The sequence below is a fragment of the Kitasatospora griseola genome, from assembly GCF_014648555.1.
Taxonomy (GTDB): domain Bacteria; phylum Actinomycetota; class Actinomycetes; order Streptomycetales; family Streptomycetaceae; genus Kitasatospora; species Kitasatospora griseola.
Map to the genome: position 1 here is coordinate 1 of NZ_BMRI01000003.1, position 21,407 is coordinate 21,407.

At 71.8% G+C, this 21,407-nt stretch carries 16 protein-coding genes and 1 pseudogene; 1 reads left to right on the forward strand and 16 read right to left on the reverse strand.

From position 1 onward, the window contains the following. A pseudogene (locus tag IEZ12_RS04220) lies at positions 1–81 on the forward strand (ATP-binding protein); the annotation flags it as partial. Between the two features lie 82 nt (positions 82–163). Here the strand turns inward: IEZ12_RS04220 and cimA are convergent. From cimA to IEZ12_RS37695, 16 genes are all read right to left on the reverse strand, one after another. Further along, positions 164–1,768 (reverse strand): citramalate synthase, encoded by a 1,605-nt coding sequence (gene cimA / locus IEZ12_RS04225; protein WP_189270898.1) that lies wholly within the window; start codon positions 1,766–1,768, stop codon positions 164–166. A 335-nt stretch (positions 1,769–2,103) separates the two neighbouring features. Continuing rightward, positions 2,104–2,670: a Uma2 family endonuclease gene (locus IEZ12_RS04230; protein WP_229847238.1), complete on the reverse strand. Its 567-nt coding sequence runs from the start codon at positions 2,668–2,670 to the stop codon at positions 2,104–2,106. Positions 2,671–2,765: 95 nt separating this feature from the next. Then, positions 2,766–3,878 (reverse strand): branched-chain amino acid aminotransferase, encoded by a 1,113-nt coding sequence (locus IEZ12_RS04235; protein ID WP_189270899.1) that lies wholly within the window; start codon positions 3,876–3,878, stop codon positions 2,766–2,768. A 165-nt stretch (positions 3,879–4,043) separates the two neighbouring features. Then, positions 4,044–5,081 carry a 3-isopropylmalate dehydrogenase gene (locus IEZ12_RS04240; RefSeq protein ID WP_043916124.1) on the reverse strand — a complete coding sequence of 346 codons (1,038 nt, stop codon included), beginning with the start codon at positions 5,079–5,081 and terminating at the stop codon, positions 4,044–4,046. A 62-nt stretch (positions 5,082–5,143) separates the two neighbouring features. Continuing rightward, a complete protein-coding gene (locus IEZ12_RS04245; protein ID WP_189270900.1) occupies positions 5,144–5,719 on the reverse strand; it encodes a Uma2 family endonuclease in 576 nt (191 codons plus the stop codon). Positions 5,720–5,747: 28 nt separating this feature from the next. Next, positions 5,748–8,786 (reverse strand): S8 family peptidase, encoded by a 3,039-nt coding sequence (locus IEZ12_RS04250; protein WP_189270901.1) that lies wholly within the window; start codon positions 8,784–8,786, stop codon positions 5,748–5,750. Between the two features lie 95 nt (positions 8,787–8,881). Continuing rightward, a complete protein-coding gene (locus tag IEZ12_RS04255) occupies positions 8,882–9,043 on the reverse strand; it encodes a hypothetical protein (RefSeq protein WP_161801124.1) in 162 nt (53 codons plus the stop codon). 290 nt (positions 9,044–9,333) lie between these two features. Then, positions 9,334–10,914 carry a phosphoglycerate dehydrogenase gene (gene serA, locus IEZ12_RS04260; RefSeq protein WP_189270902.1) on the reverse strand — a complete coding sequence of 527 codons (1,581 nt, stop codon included), beginning with the start codon at positions 10,912–10,914 and terminating at the stop codon, positions 9,334–9,336. A gap of 211 nt (positions 10,915–11,125) precedes the next feature. Next, complete coding sequence (gene ilvC, locus IEZ12_RS04265; RefSeq protein ID WP_043916121.1) at positions 11,126–12,124, reverse strand: ketol-acid reductoisomerase; 999 nt, start codon at positions 12,122–12,124, stop codon at positions 11,126–11,128. A gap of 154 nt (positions 12,125–12,278) precedes the next feature. Continuing rightward, positions 12,279–12,803, reverse strand: coding sequence for an acetolactate synthase small subunit (ilvN, locus tag IEZ12_RS04270; protein ID WP_043916846.1), 525 nt, complete (start codon positions 12,801–12,803; stop codon positions 12,279–12,281). Between the two features lie 23 nt (positions 12,804–12,826). After that, entirely contained in the window at positions 12,827–14,677 is a 1,851-nt protein-coding gene (locus IEZ12_RS04275) for an acetolactate synthase large subunit (RefSeq protein ID WP_189270903.1), read from the reverse strand. Between the two features lie 276 nt (positions 14,678–14,953). Then, positions 14,954–17,926, reverse strand: a complete 2,973-nt coding sequence (locus IEZ12_RS04280) for a putative bifunctional diguanylate cyclase/phosphodiesterase (protein WP_189270904.1) — start codon at positions 17,924–17,926, stop codon at positions 14,954–14,956. 220 nt (positions 17,927–18,146) lie between these two features. Then, entirely contained in the window at positions 18,147–19,145 is a 999-nt protein-coding gene (gene rfbB, locus IEZ12_RS04285) for a dTDP-glucose 4,6-dehydratase (RefSeq protein WP_189270905.1), read from the reverse strand. A gap of 143 nt (positions 19,146–19,288) precedes the next feature. Beyond that, positions 19,289–20,791 (reverse strand): Asp-tRNA(Asn)/Glu-tRNA(Gln) amidotransferase subunit GatB, encoded by a 1,503-nt coding sequence (gene gatB / locus IEZ12_RS04290; protein ID WP_189270906.1) that lies wholly within the window; start codon positions 20,789–20,791, stop codon positions 19,289–19,291. A gap of 27 nt (positions 20,792–20,818) precedes the next feature. Further along, entirely contained in the window at positions 20,819–21,058 is a 240-nt protein-coding gene (locus tag IEZ12_RS04295; RefSeq protein WP_043916116.1) for a hypothetical protein, read from the reverse strand. After that, a partial coding sequence (locus IEZ12_RS37695; RefSeq protein ID WP_268250232.1) for an amidase family protein occupies positions 21,055–21,407 on the reverse strand: 353 nt, incomplete at its 5' end. The genes IEZ12_RS37695 and IEZ12_RS04295, both read right to left, overlap by 4 nt.

Consider the following 21,407-nt stretch of genomic DNA (forward strand, 5'->3'; position numbering starts at 1 on the left):
CTCGACGCCCGACGCCGGGACAGCGCCAAGAGCGCCCTCATCACCCTCGTCGAGCACGCCCTCCTCGCCCGCCTGCGCTGACGAAGAGGTCATGGTCACGCCCAGAAGGGGGCGTGCGGAGCCTTCCGCACGCCCCCCGGGCACTTCCTCGCACCGACCGCGGCTACGGCTGCTGATCGGCCCTCAGCAGGCCGTAGGTGTACGCGTCCTCCAGCGCCACCCAGGACGCCGCGATCACGTTGTCCGCCACCCCGACCGTCGACCACGTCCCGGTGCCGTCGGTGGACTCGATCAGCACCCGGGTCTTCGAACCGGTGCCGTGCTGGCCCTCCAGGATGCGGACCTTGTAGTCCACCAGCTCCAGCTTCGCCAGCGGCGGGAAGATCGACTCCAGCGCCGCCCGCAGCGCCTTGTCCAGCGCGTCGACCGGGCCGTTGCCCTCGCCGGTGGCCACCTTCCGCTCGCCCCGCGCCCACAGCTTCACGGTGGCCTCGTTGCCCGCCCGGCCCTCCGGGCCCTGCTCGCTGATGGTCCGCCAGGACTCCAGCTCGAAGAACCGCAGCCGCTCGCCGCCGTTCACCTCGTCGCGCAGCAGCAGCTCGAACGAGGCGTCCGCCGCTTCATAGGTGTAGCCCAGGTTCTCCTGCGCCTTCACCCGGGCCACCACCCGGCCCGCCAGGTCGCGGTCGCTGGACAGGTCGTAGCCCAGCTCCTTGCCCTTCAGCTCGATCGACGCCCGGCCCGCCATGTCGGACACCAGCATCCGCATGGTGTTGCCGACCAGCTCCGGATCGATGTGCTGGTACAGGTCCGGGTCCACCTTGATCGCCGAGGCGTGCAGGCCCGCCTTGTGCGCGAACGCCGAGAGGCCGACGTACGGCTGGTGGGTCGACGGGGTCAGGTTGACCACCTCGGCGATGGCGTGCGAGATCCGGGTCATCTCGGCGAGACTGCCGGCCGGCAGCACCCGGCGGTCGTACTTCAGCTCCAGCGCCGCCGTCACCGGGAACAGGTTGGCGTTGCCGACCCGCTCGCCGTAGCCGTTCGCGGTGCACTGCACGTGCGTGGCGCCCGCGTCCACCGCGGCCAGCGTGTTGGCGACCGCGCAGCCGGTGTCGTCCTGCGCGTGGACGCCCAGCCGGGCGCCGGTCTCCGCCAGCACGGTGGCGACGATCTCCCGCACGCCCGCCGGCAGCATGCCGCCGTTGGTGTCGCACAGCACGACCACGTCCGCGCCGGCCCCGTGCGCGGCCCTGACCACGGCCAGCGCGTACTCCGGGTTCGCCTTGTACCCGTCGAAGAAGTGCTCGCAGTCGATGAACACCCGGCGGCCCCGGGAGCGCAGGAACTCCACGCTGTCCCGGACCATCTCCAGGTTCTCCTCCAGCGTGGTGCGCAGCGCGAGCTCCACATGCCGGTCGTGGGACTTCGCCACCAGCGTCACCACCGGCGCGCCGGACGCCACCAGCGCCGCCAGCTGCGGGTCCTCGGCGGCCTTCCCGCCGGCCCGGCGGGTCGCCCCGAACGCCACCAACTGGGCGTTCTTCAGCTCCAGTTCGGCCTGGGCACGGGCGAAGAACTCGGTGTCACGGGGGTTGGCGCCGGGCCAGCCGCCCTCGATGAAGCCGACGCCGAACTCGTCCAGGTGGCGCGCGATGGCCAGCTTGTCCGCCACGGTGAGGTTGATCCCCTCCCGCTGGGCGCCGTCGCGGAGCGTGGTGTCGAAGACGTGGAAGCCGTCGTGCGGGCGGCTGTTGGCCTCGGTCATGGCCCTGGGTTCTCCGTTCGGTGGAGTTTTTCGTGCATTTTGCCGGGATCGGAATCCGGCTCCACTGTCCAGCATCCCGCGCGCGTCCCCGGTGTCTCCGGGCCCCTCGTGAGGGCCCGGGCCGGTCCGGGACAAAACAAAAGACCCCTCGCGGGTGCGAGAGGTCTGCGCGCGGGTCTGGACGCTGGTGGTCGCTCCGCGATCAGGGTGTTGCCACGGAAGCGGTCACTGCGGACCGGCGCGCCTGCTGCTAATAATCAGCGAAAGCGAGGACACCTTTGCAGTCTTGCACACCGTCCGCGATACGACAGACCCGTCTCGCCATCCGAAACGGCTCAGATCAGCCGGTCCGTAGCCAGGTCGAACCCGAACGGCTTGGGCAGCGGCAGCGGATCGCCGACCGGCACGATGTGCGTCCCCGAGTAGTCGCCCTTCTCCGGATGGCTGTACAGCACGACCTCGCGCCGCTGACGGTCGACCAGCAGGTACAGCGGGATTTCCGCGGCGGCGTAGCCCAGACGCTTGGCCTCCCGGTCCCTGCCCGGGTTGCTGGAGGTCACTTCCACGACCATCAGCAAGCCCCGCGGCTCCATCCACGGCGGCTGCTCGTCGAACGCACCCTCCATGGCGAACGTCATGTCCGGGATGAACTTGCCGCCGGGAACGTTCAGGCCCTTGTTCCCGGCGAGCGTGATGTCACCGTCGGACAGTCGGAACACCTGGCGGCTGATCCGACCGAACACGGCCTCGTGGTTGCCGTCCGGCGGTGGGGTCACGACGATCTCTCCCTCGATGAGCTCGGCCTTGAACCCCTTCGGGGTGTGCAGGGCCAGAAAGGCTTCGAGGAGGTCGTCCTCCGGGCTGTGCCCGACATCGCTGGCGTCATACATCGCGGCGGTCATGGTCCCTCCCTCCTATCCGATCTGCTCAACGAGTGGAGTTTTTCCGAGGTTATCGAGCCCGGGCATTCCGCCATGGAATGCCCGGGCCGGTGGCGTCAGACGATCTTGTGGAGCCAGCCGTGGGTGTCCGGGCGGTGGCCGCTCTGGACGGCGAGGAGGGCCTCGCGGAGCTGCATGGTGATGGGGCCCGGCTCGCCGGTGGCGACGGTCCAGTCGGCGGTGGCGGACTTGACGTGGCCGACGGGGGTGATGACGGCGGCGGTGCCGCAGGCGAAGACCTCGGTGATGGTGCCGTCGGCGTTGCCCTGCTTCCACTCGTCGGTGGAGATCTTGCGCTCCTCGGAGCGGTAGCCGAGGTCGCCCGCGAGGGTGAGCAGCGAGTCGCGGGTGATGCCGGGGAGCAGGGCGCCGGAGAGTTCGGGGGTGACGACGGTGGCGTTCTCGCCCTCGCCGACGACGAAGTAGAGGTTCATGCCTCCCATCTCCTCGACCCACTTGTGCTCGGCGGCGTCCAGCCAGACCACCTGGTCGCAGCCCTTCGCGGCGGCCTCGGCCTGGGCGACCAGCGAGGCCGCGTAGTTGCCGGCGCACTTCGCGGCGCCGGTGCCGCCCGGCGCGGCGCGGACGTAGTCCTCGGAGAGCCAGACCGAGACCGGCTTGACGCCGCCGGGGAAGTACGCGCCGGCCGGCGAAGCGATGATCATGAAGATGTAGGAGTTGGCCGGGCGCACACCCAGGCCGACCTCGGTGGCGAACATGAACGGCCGCAGGTAGAGGCTCTGCTCGGCCTGGTTCGGCACCCACGCCTGGTCCTGCTGGACCAGCAGCTCGACGGCCTCGACGAACGCCTCGACGGGCAGTTCCGGCATCGCCAGGCGGCGGGCGGAGGCCTGGAAGCGCTCGGCGTTGGCCTCCGGGCGGAAGGTCGCGATGGAGCCGTCGGCCTGGCGGTAGGCCTTCAGGCCCTCGAAGATCGCCTGCCCGTAGTGCAGGGTCATGTTGGCCGGGTCGATCTCCAGCGGCGCGTACGGCGTCAGCTGGGCGTCGTGCCAGCCGCGGCCCTCGGTCCAGCGGATGGTCACCATGTGGTCGGTGAAGATCCGGCCGAAGCCGGGGTTGGCCAGTCGTGCCTCGCGCTCCGCGTCGGACAGCGGCTGCGCCGAGGGCTTGAGGTCGAACGTGATGGGCGCCTGGGTGGGCGTACTCATGGCTGTCTGTCCTTCACCGTGGGGTTTGGCTGGGCCACCGCCGGGCGGAGGAACGCATGACGGCACGGCCCACTGTCGATACTCGCATCCAGAGGGCCGTGCCGAACAGCCGGGAGGCTGTACGTATATGAACCGGCCCGTCGGCCGGAATTGTGGTCCGGCCGGTCAGCCCGATACTCGGGCGGCGAGCGCGTCGCCGACCTCCGAGGTGGACCGGGCGCCGGCCCGCTCGGTGAGGTCCGCGGCGACCGCGGCCTCGACCTGGGCCGCCTCGGCGGCGAAGCCGAGGTGCTCCAGCAGCATGGCGACCGACAGCACGGTGGCGGTCGGGTCGGCCTTACCCTGGCCGGCGATGTCCGGGGCGGAGCCGTGCACCGGCTCGAACATCGACGGGAAGTCGCCGCTCGGGTTGATGTTGCCGGACGCGGCCAGGCCGATGCCGCCGGTGACGGCCGCGGCCAGGTCGGTCAGGATGTCGCCGAACAGGTTGTCGGTGACGATCACGTCGAACCGCTCGGGCTGCGTGACGAAGAAGATCGTCGCCGCGTCCACGTGCAGGTAGTCGGTGGTGACCTCGGGGAACTCCCGGCCGACCTGCTCGAAGATCCGGGTCCACAGGTGGCCGGCGTGCACCAGCACGTTGTTCTTGTGGACCAGCGTCAGCTTCTTGCGCGGGCGGGCCTGGGCGCGACGGTAGGCGTCCCGGACGACCCGCTCGATGCCGAACGCGGTGTTCAGGCTGACCTCGGTGGCGACCTCCTGCGGGGTGCCGGTGCGCAGCGTGCCGCCGTTGCCGACGTACGGGCCCTCGGTGCCCTCGCGGACCACCACGAAGTCGATCTCCGGCTGCCCCGCCAGCGGCGACTGCACACCCGGGAACAGCTTGCCGGGACGGAGGTTGATGTGGTGGTCGAAGGCGAACCGCAGCTTCAGCAGCAGCCCCCGCTCCAGCACCCCGGACGGCACGCTCGGGTCGCCGATCGCCCCGAGCAGGATCGCGTCCTGCCCCTTGAGCTCCTCCAGCACCGCGTCCGGCAGCGTCTCCCCGGTCCGGTGGTACAGCCGGGCCCCGAGGTCGTACTCGGTGGTCTCCAGCTTCACGTCGGAGGGCAGAGCGGCGCGAAGCACCTTGAGGCCCTCGGCCACGACCTCCTGGCCGATGCCGTCACCCGGGATCACTGCGAGACGAATGGTGCGAGACATGTTTCGGACAGTACAACCGTCCCAGGCCCTGAGCACGCGCCGTCCACCATCTGGACGGGGCGTCAGCTCAGCTCGATGTCGACGGGGAACGGGTGCTCGATCTTGAGCCGGTCGTGGAAGATCCCGGTGGGGGTGTAGCGGTTGCTCGCCGGGTCCAACTCGTAGGTGTAGACGACGGGTCGGCCGTCGACGTTCTCCACCCGCCAGAAGAAGCGGATGCCGGCGGCGGCGTACTTGACGGGCTTGATCTCGCGGTCGCGGATCTTCGATTCGACGGACACCACTTCAACCGCCAGCAGAACGTCAGCCGCAAGGCTGAAGGTCTGGCTCTGGCCCGTGTTCCCCTCTTCGGCGACCACCATGAGATCCGGCTCCGGGCGATTTCGAGTGTCGATCTTGACCGACATCTCGCGCAGGACCTCCCACCCCGAGGGAACGGCGGCGGCCAGCGCGTTCTCGAGAACGCGCAGCACTCGCATGTGGAACCTCACCTGCGGACTCACGAAAACCAGGCTCCCGTCGATCAACTCGGTGTGCGGCGGGAGGTCCGGCAGTCGGTCGAGGTCGTCGGCGGTGTAGCCGCCGACCGGCGGGCGGAGCCAGTCCGGGTACGGGTCGACGCTCATCAGTGCTCCCATGGCGGGGATTCTGGCCTGTGCTGTCAGGCTACCGGGTGGCTTCCCGCCCGGGATCACCCTTCTGAGTGAGCAGTTGGACGCGCTGCCCGACCCGGTTCAGGTGGTGGATGAGCAGGGCGTCCCGCAACCCGGTGTGGAGGGTCTCGCCGGGGCGGACCGTGTGCAGGACGGGGGTCGGGCGGGTGAGGTCGACGGGGTACGGGCCGAGGGTGGAGGGGGTCGGGTCCGGGCCGGAGGAGAGGGTGTAGTGGAGGTCGGTGGCCGGGGGCAGCGCGGCGAGGCGGACCGGGAGGAGGACGGTGTCGGAGTCGAGGAGGGCGGTGTCGGTGTCGCCCCAGCGGCCGTTCAGGGGCTGGACGTCGAGTTCGGCGCCGGTGCGGGCGTCGAGGGTGCGGGCGACGAGGACGTCGCTGCCGGGGAGGCGGTCGGCGAGGACGGTGGCGTCGGGGGCGCCGTCGCCGTCGAGGTCGAGGGAGGCGCGGAGGCCGTGCGCGCCTACGGGCGTCGCGGCGGGGGCCGACAGCACGGCGGCGAGGTGGAGCATGCCCTGGTCGTCGACGGCGGCTGCGGCGTGCCGCAGCTCGGCGGCAGGGTCACCGGCGGCGCCGCCGGGCTGCAGGACGGTGAGCAGGTCGGGCTGCGCGACGCCGAACGCGGCGGAGGTGCCGAGCGCGGTGGCGTCGGTGGCGTGGCGCGGCGCGGCGAACAGCGGAACCCGGAGCGCGGGCAGTCCCGGGTCCGCGGGGGTGAGGACGAGCCGCCCGGACAGTTCGCTCCGGTAGGCGCGGGCGTGCCCGGCCTGGACGAGGTCGAGGGTCGGATCGGGCGCCCGCCCGAGGCCGCTCCCGAGGCGCAGCGTGACGGTGACCTCCGCCGTGCCGTACGGCGGCAGCACCACCCACCCGGGCGACAGCCCGAACGTCGCGCCGGGAACCTCCGTCGAGCCCGAGTATCCGACCCAGTAGGCGAGGTGACGGTCGCTCAGGTTGCGGACGGCGACCTCACGGGTGGCCGTGTACGCCCCGGTGGCCTCGACCACGCCGAACGAGACGCCGACCGCGCCCTCCAGCTGGGTGCCGTACGCGAGGGCGGGGGTGCGGACGGCTTCGTCCACCCGGACCCGGCCGCTGCCGGTGCGTTCAGGGCCGTACACCGGCCCGGTGCGGTCGTCGTGCAGGTAGGTGTCGGTGGCGGTGTTCATCAGCGCGGCCTTGATCTCGGCGGCGCTCCGTTCGGGGTGGGCGGAGCGGACCAGCGCGGCCAGGCCGGCCAGGTGCGGGGTGGCCATCGAGGTGCCGTCCTCGCGTTGGCCGTCGCTGCCGGAGCCGGCTTTCGCCGACCAGACGGTCTCGCCGGGCGCGGCCAGGTCGGGTTTGACGATGCCGTCGACGCCGATGCCGCGGGAGGTGAAGGAGGCGAGGGTGTCGGTGCGCTGCGGCTGGTCCTGCGGGACGGCGCCGTGCAGCGGGTTGCCGGGGGCGGCGAGCCGGACGGTGACGGGGCCGTTCCGGGCGGCGGTCAGCAGCCGTTCGCCGTCGGCGCGAGCCAGGATCGCGGCGGGGATCCGTTCGTCGCCGGCGATCTCGCCGAGGCTGTCGCCGTCGGCGGCGTACAGCGCGCCGATCGCTCCGGCGTCGGCGGCGTGGTCGGCGCGCGGGGCGGAGCCGCAGGCCCGGTCGGCGTCCTTGGTGGTCCAGCGCAGGATCGCGATCCTCCCCCGCAGCCGGTCCGCGTCGGCCTGGTCGAACGCCGCGCATCCGTCCGGGTCGGCGGACGGAACCGCGAGTTCGCCGCTCACCGCAGCGGTGTCCCACTGGGTGTACCGGCCGCTCCAGTGCGCGGGGACGGTCCCGGCGAGGTCGGCGGGGGCGAGCACGGTGATGCCGTCGGCGTCGCCGTGCGGGTCGACCGAGGCGGCGGCGGTGAGCACCCGGGCGGCGGTGCCGGGGCTGCCGCCGATGCCGTACGCGTCGCCCTCGTTGCCGGCGGCGGCGACCACCACGGTGCCGAGGGCGGCGAGCCGGTCGGCGGCGAGGGCGTCGGCGTCGTCGGGGCGGCCGAAGGGGCTGCCGAGGGAGAGGTTGACCACGTCGAGGCGGTCGGAGAGGTCGCCGTCGCCGTTCGGGTCGGCGGCCAGGTCGAGGGCGGCGGCGAGCCGGTCGGTGGAGCCGTGGCAGCCGAACACCTTGATGGCGTACAGCTGGGCGCCGGGGGCCGCGCCGGGGGCGACCTTGAAGTCGGCGGGGTTCAGACCGGGCCGGTAGGGCCCGCGGTAGGGCTTGCCGTCGGTGGTGACGCCGAGGCCGGCGGCGGTGCCGGCGACGTGGGTCCCGTGGCCGTTGGCGGCGCAGTCGAGCGGGTTGTCGTCGGGGTGCGGGTCGGGCTGGTAGTGCTCGGCGGCCGGGTCGGGGTCGTAGTCGTCGCCGACCAGGTCCTTGCCGCCGATCACCTTGCCGTTGGGGAACAGTCCGGCGGGCGCGGGCGCGGCGCCGTCCACGGCGCGGTGGGCGTCGGGGGTGCCGGGGCCGCCGAAGTCGGCGTGGGTGTAGTCGATGCCGGAGTCGACGATGCCGATCCGGACGCCTTCGCCGGTGTGCCCGGCGGGCCCGTCCCACACGTGCGGGGCGCCGGTGAGCGGCACCGAGTAGCCGTTGGCGGGCCGTTCGAGCGTGATGGGGTGGACGGCGTGTACGCCGGGCAGGCCGGCCAGGCGCGGGAGTTCGTCGGCGGGCAGCCGCAGGGCGAGCCCGCTGACCAGGGTGCGGGTGCGGTACAGCGGGCGGGCGTGCGGGACGGCGCGTCGCAGCGTGGCGGTGAGGGTGTCCAACGAGCGGTCGGCGGCGGCGCGTTGGGCGCTGCCGGCGGCGGCCGCGGCGCGCCTGGTCTGGTCGGGGGTGCGGAGTTCGCGCCGGGCGCTGTCCTGGGCGCGCCGCCAGGCGGTGGCGGCGGGCTCGGTCGACAACTCCAGCAGCACGGCGGTGCTGGGCCCGGGTGACCCGGCGGGGTGGGCGGGCGCGGTCGGGGCGAGCAGGGCGAGGGTGGCGAGGAGGCCGAGGGCGGTGCGCACCGCCCCAACCTAGGAGCCGCCGCGGGGCCGGGTGCGGACGTTCACCGCATGGGTGACGGTAAGTCACCCGACCGGCGCAGTAAGGCGGTTGGCGCTCAGCGCTCGGCGGGGGCGCCGTTGTCCCTGCGGTCGAGGGCGCGCTGCAGGGCGGCGGCGGTGCGCGGGTCGGCCTGGGCGCGGCGACGGCGGCGCTGGGCGACGGCAGCGGCGGCGGAGGGCGTGGTGGGGGCGGTGGTGCGGTCTGCGACGAAAGGCATACCGGGCTCCTTGATGCGGGGGCGCAGCAGCGCGCGGAGGCGAGGGTCGGTGACGGAGAGATACGCCTGGCAGGGGTCGCCTGCCGTACCGCGTACGTGTCCACGGGCCACGCGCCCCGGCGTTGCGGGGGTGGCGCACCGTATGACTACTCCACAGTACGACGGGTGGGCCGCACTGTCGTCGAAATTACTTGGATTTCCTACTATCTGAGACGGCGACGTCCTCCGGGTATGCGAACGGCCCTTCCGCCTCAAGGTCGGAAGGGCCGTTCGGGGGTGCCGAGGGGGCGTCAGCCCAGGTTCACCGAACGGGCGAAGCGGGCGCCGATGGCGGCGGCGATCTCGGTCAGGACGTCCTGCGAGACCTCGGTGTCGACGGTGATCGAGGCGAGCGCGCTGTCGCCGTCGCGGGCCACCTGCATGCCGGCGATGTTGATGCCGGCGTCGCCGAGGATCCGGCCGAGGGTGCCGACCACGCCGGGGCGGTCCTCGTAGTGGAAGAACGCCATGTGGTCGGTGAGCGCCACGTCCACGTCGAAGCCGTCCACGCCGACGATCTTCTGGGTCTGCTTGTGGCCGGAGAGGGTGCCGGAGATCGACACCTCCTCGCCGTTCGCCAGGGTGCCGCGGACGGTGATCACGTTGCGGTGCTCGGGCGACTCGCTGGAGGTGGTCAGGCGGACCTCGACGCCACGCTCCTGGGCGAACAGCGGGGCGTTGACGTAGGACACCGTCTCGGCCACCACGTCCTCGAACACGCCCTTCAGCGCGGAGAGTTCGAGCACCTTCACGTCGTGCTGGGTGATCTCGCCGCGGACCTCGACGTCGAGGCGGACGGCCACCTCGCCGGCCAGCGCGGTGAAGATCCGGCCGAGCTTCTCGGCCAGCGGCAGGCCCGGGCGCACGTCCTCGGCGATCACGCCGCCCTGGACGTTGACCGCGTCCGGCACGAGCTCGCCGGCCAGCGCGAGGCGCACCGACTTGGCGACCGCGATGCCGGCCTTCTCCTGCGCCTCGTCGGTGGAGGCGCCCAGGTGCGGGGTGGCGACCACGTTGTCGAAGGCGAACAGCGGCGAGTCGGTGCACGGCTCCTTGGCGTACACGTCCAGGCCGGCGCCGGCGACCCGGCCGTCCTGCAGGGCGCGCAGCAGCGCGTCCTCGTCGACGATGCCGCCGCGGGCGGCGTTGACGATCCGCACGCTCGGCTTGACCTTGTGCAGCGCCTCGTCGCCGATCAGACCGATGGTCTCCGGGGTCTTCGGCAGGTGCACGGTGATGAAGTCCGAGACCTCCAGCAGCTCTTCGAGCGAGAGCAGCTTGACGCCCATCTGGGCCGCGCGGGCGGCCTGGATGTAGGGGTCGTAGGCGACGATCTTCATGCCGAACGCGGACATCCGCTGCGCGACCAGTACGCCGATCCGGCCGAGGCCGACCACGCCGAGGGTCTTCTCGCTGAGCTCGACGCCGGTGTACTTGTTGCGCTTCCACTCGCCGTCCTTGAGCGCGGCGTTGGCGGGCGCGATGTTGCGGGCGACCGAGATCAGCAGGCCGCAGGCGAGTTCGGCGGCGGTGACGATGTTGGAGGTCGGCGCGTTGACGACCATCACGCCGGCCTTGGTGGAGGCGGCGACGTCGACGTTGTCCAGACCGACGCCGGCGCGGGCGACGACCTTGAGCTTCTTCGCGGCGGCCAGCGCCTCGGCGTCCACCTTGGTGGCGGAGCGGATCAGGATGGCGTCCACGTCGGCGATCGCGGCCAGCAGTTCGGTGCGGTCGGCGCCGTTGCAGTGCCGGATCTCGAAGTCGGGGCCCAGCGCGTCCACGGTGGCCGGCGAGAGCTCTTCAGCGATCAGAACGACAGATTTGCTCACGACAGTGTGTCCTAACTGTCCGGTTCACCCCGCCACACGGAGGTGGCGTGCACAGGGCGGGGGAAGGTGGCATGTCGCGTAGCTAGACGCACGACGCTGTGGGCCTGACGCGTATTCGGGAGTCTATCGGCGGGCCGCCGGGGGGACTGCTCCCGTCCGGCGAAATCACCCGGACGGGAACAGCCTTGTTGTACAACGGAGGTGGGGTCGATCAGGCGCTTTCGTCGACCCAGCTCATCAGCTTGCGCAGCTTCTTGCCGGTGGTCTCCAGCAGGTGGTCGGCGTCCGCGTTCTTGTACTCGTTGTACTTGGGCAGGCCGGCCTTGTACTCGGCGATCCAGGTGTTGGCGAAGGTGCCGTCCTGGATCTCGGCGAGGACCTTCTTCATCTCGGCCTTGGTGTCGGCGGTGATGATGCGGGGGCCGGTGACGTAGTCGCCCCACTCGGCGGTCTCGGAGACCGACCAGCGCATCTTCTCCAGGCCGCCCTCGTACATCAGGTCGACGATCAGCTTCAGCTCGTGGAGGCACTCGAAGTAGGCGATCTCGGGCTGGTAGCCCGCCTCGACCAGGGTCTCGAAGCCGGCCTTGACCAGGGCGGCGGTGCCACCGCAGAGGACGGCCTGCTCACCGAACAGGTCGGTCTCGGTCTCCTCGGTGAAGGTGGTCTTGATGACGCCGGCCTTGGTGCCGCCGATGCCCTTGGCGTACGACAGCGCCAGGTCGAAGGCCTTGCCGGTGGCGTCCTGCTCGACGGCCACGATGCACGGGACGCCGCGACCCTCCTGGTACTGGCGGCGGACCAGGTGACCCGGGCCCTTCGGGGCGACCATGCAGACGTCGACGTCGGCCGGCGGCTGGATGAAGCCGAAGCGGATGTTCAGGCCGTGGCCGAAGAACAGGGCGTCGCCCGCCTTCAGGTTCGGCTCGATGGCCTCCTTGTAGACGTCGGCCTGGATCGGGTCCGGCACCAGGATCATGATGACGTCGGCCTCGGCCGCGGCCTCGGCCGGGGTGACCACGCGCAGGCCGGCCTCCTGGGCGGCGGCACGGGACTTGGAGCCCTCCAGCAGGCCGACGCGGACGTCCACGCCCGAGTCGCGCAGCGACAGCGCGTGGGCGTGGCCCTGGCTGCCGTAGCCGATGACCGCGACCTTGCGGGCCTGGATGATGGACAGGTCGGCATCGTCTTCGTAGAACAGCTCGGCCACGGGGGCACATCTCCTTGCGTGGTGGTGTTGCCGGGGGTTCCTACCGTAGGCGCACCCGGCAAGGGTTCGGTGGTGGTGCTCAAGTGTTGATACGGCGCGCGGAGCGCGTCCTATGAGGGTGGTGGTGGGCGGCGGGTGGGAGAGACGACCGGTGTCAGGCGCTGCGGTCGAGGGCCCGCAGCGAGCGGTCGGTGATGGAGCGGGCGCCGCGGCCGATCGCGACCAGGCCGGACTGCACCAACTCCTTGATGCCGTAGGGCTCCAGCATCTTCAGCATGGCCTCCAGCTTGTCCGAGGAGCCGGTCGCCTCGACGGTCACCGCATCGGGCGACACGTCGACGGTCTTGGCGCGGAACAGCTGAACGATCTCGGTGACCTGGGAGCGGGTCTCGGCGTCGGCGCGGACCTTCACCAGGACGAGTTCGCGCTGGACGGCCTGGGCCTGGTCCAGTTCCACGATCTTGATCACGTTGACCAGCTTGTTGAGCTGCTTGGTGACCTGCTCCAGCGGCAGCTCCTCGACGTTGACCACGATGGTCATCCGGGAGATGTCGGGGTGCTCGGTCGGGCCGACCGCCAGCGAGTCGATGTTGAAGCCGCGGCGGGAGAACAGCGCGGCGATCCGGGCGAGCACGCCGGGCTTGTTCTCGACCAGGACGGACAGGGTGTGCTTGGACATGGTGGTCATCGCTTTCCGACTCGTCAGTCCTGGTCGTCGCCGAAGTCGGGGCGCACGCCCCGGGCGAACTGGATCTCGTCATTGCTGGTGCCGGCCGCGACCATCGGCCAGACCATCGCGTCCTGGTGGACGATGAAGTCGATGACCACCGGGCGGTCGTTGATCTCCATGGCCTGCTTGATGACCGCGTCCAGGTCCTCGGGGCGCTCGCAGCGCAGGCCGACGCAGCCCATCGCCTCGGACAGCATCACGAAGTCCGGGATCCGGGTGCCCTGGGCGGGCTGCTCGATGCCGTCGTGGCCCGGGCCGGAGTGCAGCACGGTGTTGGAGTAGCGCTGGTTGTAGAACAGCGTCTGCCACTGGCGGACCATGCCCAGCGAGCCGTTGTTGATGACCGCGACCTTGATCGGCAGGTTGTTCAGGGTGCAGGTGGTCAGTTCCTGATTGGTCATCTGGAAGCAGCCGTCGCCGTCGATCGCCCAGACCGGGACGTCCGGCTTCCCCGCCTTGGCGCCCATCGCGGCCGGCACGGCGTAGCCCATCGTCCCGGCGCCGCCGGAGTTCAGCCAGGTCGCGGGCTTCTCGAACTGGATGAACTGGCTGGCCCACATCTGGTGCTGGCCGACGCCCGCGGCGTAGATCGCGTCCGGGCCGACCAGTCGGCCGATCCGCTCGATCACCTGCTGCGGCGACAGCATGCCCGCGGGGGCGGGCTCGTGGCCGATCGGGTAGGTCTTCTTCCAGTGGTCCAGCTTGGTCCACCAGTCCGTGTAGTCGCCGCGGTGGCCGGCGTCGAACTCGGCCTGGACGGCGACGATCAGGTCGGCCAGCACCTCGCGGGCGTCGCCGACGATCGGGACGTCCGCCGGGCGGTTCTTGCCGATCTCGGCCGGGTCGATGTCGGCGTGCACGACCTTGGCGTTCGGAGCGAACGAGTCGAGCCTGCCGGTGACCCGGTCGTCGAAGCGGGCGCCCAGGGTGAACAGCAGGTCGGACTTCTGCAGCGCGGTGACGGCCGGGACCGAGCCGTGCATGCCGGGCATGCCCAGGTGCTGCGGGTGGCTGTCCGGGAAGACGCCGATCGCCATCAGGGTGGTGACCACGGGGGCACCGGTCAGCTCGGCCAGGATCCGCAGCTCCGCGCCGGCGTTGGCCTTCAGCACGCCGCCGCCGACGTACAGCACCGGGCGCTTGGAGTTGACCAGCAGCTTGGCGGCCTCGCGGATCTGCTTGGCGTGCGGCTTGGTGACCGGACGGTAGCCGGGCAGCGCGGCCTCGACCGGCCAGCGGAAGGTGGTGGTGGCCTGCAGGGCGTCCTTGGCGATGTCGACCAGGACCGGGCCGGGGCGGCCGGTGGCGGCGATGTGGAACGCCTCGGCGATCACCCGGGGGATCTCGGCGGGGTCGGTCACCAGGTAGTTGTGCTTGGTGATCGGCATCGTGATGCCGCAGATGTCCGCCTCCTGGAAGGCGTCCGTGCCGATCGCCTTGGAGGCGACCTGGCCGGTGATCGCGACCATCGGGACGGAGTCCATGTAGGCGTCGGCGATCGGGGTGACCAGGTTGGTGGCGCCGGGGCCCGAGGTGGCCATGCAGACACCGACCTTGCCGGTGGCCTGCGCGTAGCCGGTCGCGGCGTGGCCGGCGCCCTGCTCGTGGCGGACCAGGATGTGCCGGACCTTGGTGGAGTCCATCAGCGGGTCGTACGCGGGGAGGATGGCGCCACCCGGAATGCCGAAGACCGTGTCGGCCCCGACGGCCTCGAGCGAGCGAATGAGCGACTGCGCGCCGGTCATCGTCTCGACGGTCTGCTGACCCGGAGCGTGGGCGGCCGGGTGGTCCCCGCGGCGGGGGGTTGCGGCGTGCTCAGTCATCTGCCTGTCTCTTCTCGGGTTCTGCTCGGGGTGGCGCCGGCCCTGGTGGCGGTGGCTCCCGGGGCGGTCTCCGGCGGTGCCTCGATCGTCCGGATTTCGGGGGGTTGAGGCCAGGGTTCCTGCGGTGGCCGACCCGGATTCGTGCAACAAAAAACCCCTCGTGCCAAGGGCATGCGAGGGGGAGGCGCGTCAGGCTGGTCTTCAGCCGACGCGCCCGCCAAGTACGAGAATTCGGGTGGTCATGGCACCGACCTTCCTCCCACGCGGCGGTGGGTGTCAAGCTGGTGGGACCGACGTCTCACCATTCGGGCCGCCGATCGGACCGCCGACGGTGTGGCGTTGCGGCAGCTCAAGGCCGCTGTGGAGGGGTACCGGACGGGCCGCCGAGGCCTCCGAGAGGCCGCCCGTGCGGGGCTCCGGGGTGAGCAGCGGGCGCCGGCCGGCGTGGCCCTGACCGGGGCGCGGGACGGGGTAGCCGCGGCGCAGCAGGGCGCGGCGCAGCCGCAGTTCGTCGAGCGGACGGTCGAAGGCCAGGCCCTGGCCGCGCCGGCAGCCGAGCTCCTGGAGCACGGCGACCTGCCGGGGGTGGTCGACGCCGTCGGCGCCGGTGACCAGGCCGAGGTCCCGGCCGAGGCGCAGCGCGTGCCCGGCGAGCGCCCGGGTGAGGGTGGAGTCGGCGATGTCCTGGACCAGGCTGCGGTCCAGTTTGAGCGCGTCGAACGGCATCCGGGCGAGGACGCCGAGCGAGCCGCCGCCGGCGCCGAACCCGGCGAGCGCGGTGGACACCCCGAGGCGGCGGAACGCGGCCAGCCGGCGGCCGAGTTCGTCGGCGAGCGCGTCGGGGCCCATCCGGGAGACCTCCAGGACCAGCAGGTCGGGCGGCAGTTCGGTGTCCCGCAGGGCGCCGGCCAGGGTCTCGTACATGCCGGGGGCGCAGAGCCGTTCCGCGGCCAGTCGGACGGTGACCGCGACGGGCGGGGCGGCGGGGCCGTCGGCGCGGCGGCGGGCGGCGGCGGCGACCGCCTCGGTGACCAGCCAGCGGGCGAACCGGGTGGCGCCGTCGCCGGTGTCGGCGGTGCGCAGGAACTCGGCGGGGGTGAGCAGCATGCCTTCGGCGGAGCGCCAGCGGGCCTGCGCCTCGACGCCGGTGAGCCGGCCGCCGGCCAGTTCGACCACGGGCTGGTGGAGCAGCGCGAAGGAGCCTTCGCGGACGGCGGCGCGCAGTCGTTCCTCCAGTTCGCCGCGCCGGTCCAGTTCGGCGCGCATCGCGGGCGTGTAGAGCACCACCCGGCCCTTGCCGCGGGACTTGGCCTGGTACATCGCCAGGTCGGCGTTGCGCAGCAGTTCGTCGGCGGCGAGGGCGGCCAGGTGGTCGGCGCTGCGGGCCCGGGCGTCCTCGTCCTCGCCGGGGACGGGTTCGGGGACGGGCAGCGGGCTGTCGGGGCCGAACGCGATGCCGATCGAGGCGGCGACGCCGAGTTCGGCGCCGCCGATCCAGTACGGCTCGGTGAGCGCGGCGCGGATCCGTTCGGCGAGGTCGCGGACCTGGGGGTGGCCGAGCCGGCCGCGGACCAGGACGGCGAACTCGTCGCCGCCGAACCGGGCGACGGTGTCCTCGGTGCGGACGGCGGTCTGGAGCCGGCGGGCGGCCTGCACCAGGAGTTCGTCGCCGACCTGGTGGCCCGCGGTGTCGTTGACGGCCTTGAAGCCGTCGAGGTCGAGGAAGAGCACGGCGACGGCGGTGCCGGCCGGGCCCTGCGCGGAGAGCGCGGCCCGGACCCGGTGGGCGAAGAGGGCGCGGTTGGGCAGGTCGGTCAGCGGGTCGTGGAACGCGTTGTGCTGCAACTGGGCCTGCAGGCGCACCCGTTCGGTGATGTCGCGGCTGTTCAGGATCAGCCCGTCGCGGTACGGGTTGACGGTGGATTCGACGTGCAGCCAGTCCCCCTCGCCGGAGCGGATCCGGCACTCCACCCGGGCGGAGGGCTCGCCGTTGTGGAACCGGGCGCCCCGGGCGCGGGCCAGGATCCGGCGCACCTCGGCCAGCACCCGGTCGACGTCCTCGGGGTGGACCAGGTTGAGCAGGTTGCCGCCGACCAGTTCCTCCGGGTCGCGGTTGTAGACCCGCAGCGCGGCGGGGCTGACGTAGGACAGCGCGCCGGACGGTCCGGCGATCATGATGACGTCGCTGGAGCCCTGCACCAGGGAGCGGAAGTGGGCTTCCTTGGTGGCGAGTTCCTGCGCCAGCGACAGGTTGTCGATCAGCATGACGCCCTGCCGGATGATCAGGGCCAGGCCGACGGTGCTGGCGGCGGCGAGCATCACCCGGTCCAGCGGGCGGCCGCCGAGCGCGTTGTAGAGGATGCCGGCGGTGCAGACCGCGGCGGCGGCGTAGGGCGTGAGCGCGCTGAACGTGGAGGCGACCCGGCGGCGCGGCGAGCCCTGGGCGGACGGGTGCTCGCGGCTGGCCCGGCGGGTGTGCGACCAGGGCGCCCAGGCGAGCAGCAGGGAGCCGGCGAACCAGCCGGCGTCCAGCAGTTCGCCGGAGTGGTAGTCGCTGTGGAACTGCGGGGTGGTGAACAGCGCGTCGCACACCACGGTGACGGCGAGGCCGATCATCGCGGTGTGCACGGCGGCCCGGTTGCGGTCCCGGCCGCGGACGTTCAGGCCGACCACCAGGCTGACCAGCAGGATGTCCAGCACGGGGTAGCCGAGGCCGAGGGCGAGCTTCAGCGCGGAGTCACCGTCGCCGGCGGCGACCCGGCCGAGCGCCAGGCTCCAGCTGAGGGTGAACAGCGAGCCGGCCACCAGCCAGGCGTCCAGCACCAGGCAGAGCCAGCCGGCCGGGTTGCGGGGGCGCTGGGCGAGCACCAGCAGGCCGGTGATGGCGAGCGGGGCGAACAGCAGGAACGGGTAGTCGGCGGCGGAGTCCGGCGGCAGCGGCCGGCCGAGCACCACCTCGTACCAGCCCCAGACGCCGTTGCCGAACGCCACCACCGCCGAGGAGAGCCCGAACAGCAGCCAGGCGGGACGGGTGTGGCCGCCGATCGCGACGCCGTGCGCGACACAGGACAGCGCGGCCGCGAGGGCCGCTCCGGCGAGGCCGAAGTCCCCCATCACCAGGGCGAGTTCGCACGATCCCCAGCCGATCCCGGCGCCCACCGCGTACCCGGCGCAGAGCACCGCGAGCAGCACGGCCGTGAGCCTGCGCAGGGCAGGGCGGGCAGGCAGCACCGATTCGGTGGAGTTCAATCGACATCTCCCCCTCCGGCCCGTGGCCGTACCGGTGTTCCCGCTCCGGACCCTACACCAATCCCGTCACGCACCGGCACGCATCCTCAACTCAGCGTAATGATTGCCAGGTGGGGCGGGGGGCCTTCGGGGCGGTGTCGCCCGTTCGGCCCAGACGTCGACCCTTTCGGGAAGGGCGGCGAAGCATCGGAGGCCCGGCCGAACGCCTTCTGACGATCCCTCAGTTCGCCTGATCCGGCGGGAAGTTCGCGGCATTCCGCTCGACGGCCTTCCACCAGGCCGGGTTGTCGCGGTACCAGTCGACGGTGTCGGCCAGGCCGCGGGCGAACGGGACCTGCGGCCGGTAGCCGAGCTCCTCGCGGATCTTGCGCTCGTCCAGCGAGTAGCGCAGGTCGTGGCCCTTGCGGTCGGCGACGTGGCGCACCGCGCTCCAGTCGGCGCCGAGGTGCTCCAGCAGCCGTTCGGTGATCTGCCGGTTGGTCCGCTCGTCGCCGCCGCCCACGTTGTAGACCTCGCCGGCCCGGCCGCCGTCCAGCACCAACTGGATCGCCCGGCAGTGGTCGTCCATGTGCAGCCACTCGCGGATGTTGGCGCCCTCGCCGTACAGCGGGACGGGCCGGCCCTGAAGCAGGTTGGTGATGAAGAGCGGGATGAGCTTCTCGGGGTGCTGGTAGGGGCCGTAGTTGTTGGAGCAGCGGGTGGTCGAGACGTTCAGCCCGTGGGTGCGGAAGTAGGCGCGGGCGATCAGGTCGGCGCCGGCCTTGGAGGCGGCGTACGGGGAGTTGGGCAGCAGCGGCGACTCCTCCGTCCAGGAGCCCCGGTCGATGCTGCCGTACACCTCGTCGGTCGAGACGTGCACCACCCGCTCGACTCCGGAGCGCAGCGCGGCCTCCAGGACGTTCTGGGTGCCGCCGACGTTGGTGCGGACGAACTCGGCGGCGGACTCCAGCGAGCGGTCCACGTGCGACTCGGCGGCGAAGTGCACCACCGCGTCGTGGCCGGGCGTCAGTTGGCGCAGCAGGTCGAGGTCGCAGACGTCGCCGTGCACGAAGTCCAGCCGGGGGTCGGCGGCCGGCAGGTTCTCCCGGTTGCCCGCGTACGTCAGCTTGTCGACGACCGTCACCCGGGCGCCGCGCAGGCCGGGGTAGCCGTCCGCGAGCAGCGTCCGGACGTAGTGCGAGCCGATGAAGCCGGCGCCGCCGGTGACCAGGATCCTCATGTGGTTCTCTTCCCGAAAACGACGGTGCCCGCCCCCACCTCGGGAACGGGCACCGTGCGAAGCGACAGCACTCGGGCGAGCTGCTCCGGGCTGTACTCGACAGTCCTTGCGCGGCAAGCCGCTCCAGGCTGTGCTGATGGTCCTTACGCGGCAAGCCGCTCCAGGATCAGGTCCTTCACCTTCGCGGCGTCGGCCTGCCCACGGGTGGCCTTCATGACGGCGCCGACCAGCGCGCCGACGGCCTGCACCTTGCCGTCGCGGATCTTCGCGGCGACGTCCGGGTTGTCGGCGATCGCCTGGTCGACGGCCGCACCGAGCGCGGAGTCGTCGGAGACCACGGCCAGGCCGCGCTTCTCCACGACCTGGTCCGGCTCGCCCTCGCCGGCGAGGACGCCCTCGATGACCTGGCGGGCCAGCTTGTCGTTCAGCTTGCCCTCGGCGACCAGCGCGCAGACCCGGGCCACCTGGGCCGGGGTGATCGGCTGCTCGGACAGCTCGGTGCCGGTCTCGTTGGCGCGGCGCGCCAGCTCGCCCATCCACCACTTGCGGGCCTGGTCGGCGGGGGCGCCGGCCGCGATGGTCTCGGTGATCGGCTCGACCGCGCCGGCGTTCAGCACCGACTGCATGTCCTGGTCGTTCAGGCCCCACTCGGCCTGCAGCCGGGCCCGACGGACCCGGGGCAGCTCGGGCAGGCCGGCCCGCAGTTCCTCGACCCACTCGCGGGCCGGGGCGACGGGGACCAGGTCGGGCTCCGGGAAGTACCGGTAGTCCTCGGCGTTGTCCTTGATCCGGCCGGAGGTGGTGGAGCCGTCCTCCTCGTGGAAGTGCCGGGTCTCCTGGATGATCGTCCCGCCGTCGGTGAGCACCGTGGCGTGCCGCTGGATCTCGAACCGGGCGGCCCGCTCGACGCTGCGCAGCGAGTTGACGTTCTTGGTCTCGCTGCGGGTGCCGAAGGTCTCGGTGCCGTTGGGGCGCAGCGACAGGTTGACGTCGCAGCGCATCTGGCCCTTGTCCATCCGGGCCTCGGAGACGCCCAGCGCCTTGATCAGCTCGCGCAGCTCGGCGACGTACGCCTTGGCGACCTCCGGAGCCCGGTGGCCCGCGCCCTCGATCGGCTTGGTGACGATCTCGATCAGCGGGATGCCGGCCCGGTTGTAGTCGAGCAGCGAGTACTCGGCGCCGTGGATGCGGCCGGTGGCGCCGCCGACGTGGGTGGACTTGCCGGTGTCCTCCTCCATGTGGGCGCGCTCGATCTCCACCCGGAAGACCTCGCCGTCCTCCAGCTGCACGTCGAGGTAGCCGTTGAAGGCGATCGGCTCGTCGTACTGGCTGGTCTGGAAGTTCTTCGGCATGTCCGGGTAGAAGTAGTTCTTCCGGGCGAACCGGCACCACTCCGCGATCTCGCAGTTCAGCGCGAGACCGATCCGGATCGCGGACTCCACGCCGACCGCGTTGACCACCGGCAGCGAGCCGGGCAGGCCGAGGCAGGTCGGGCAGGTCTGCGAGTTCGGTTCCGCGCCCAGCTCGGTGGAGCAGCCGCAGAACATCTTGGTCTTGGTACCCAGCTCGACGTGGACCTCAAGGCCCATCACCGGGTCGTACGAGGCGAGAGCCTCCTCGTAGGAGACCAGGCTCATGACGCTCACAGCGTCCCTTCTTCAGTCATGGGAGGTTCAGCCGAGCAGGACGTCGTCGTCGCCGAGCCGCTTGAGCTCGCGCACGAGGAGCGCGGTGCCGGTCACCAGGGCGGCGGCGCCGACCAGGGCGTTGATCAGCTTGAGGGTGTCGTTGTCCTCACGGGCGTGGCGGACGTCCTTGACGATGGAGATCGCCCCGAACGCGCTGGTGCCGATGGACAGCCACAGGCCGGGCTTCGAGTGCTTCCAGCCCTTGGCCTTCTCGATCTTGCTCACAGTGCCGGTGCCTCCTCCAGCAGGGTGTGACCCCACTTGTCGTTGAGCGCGGCCTCGACGGCGCCGCCCACGCGGTAGAGGCGGTCGTCCGCCATCGCGGGGGCGATGATCTGCAGGCCGACCGGGAGATTGTCCTCCGGGGCGAGCCCGCAGGGCAGCGACATGGCCGCGTTGCCCGCCAGGTTCGAGGGAATGGTGCACAGGTCGGCGAGGTACATCGCCATCGGGTCGTCCGCCCGCTCGCCGATCGGGAACGCGGTGGTCGGCGTGGTCGGGGAGATCAGCACGTCCACCCCGGCGAACGCGGCGTCGAAGTCCCGGGAGATCAGCGTCCGGACCTTCTGCGCCG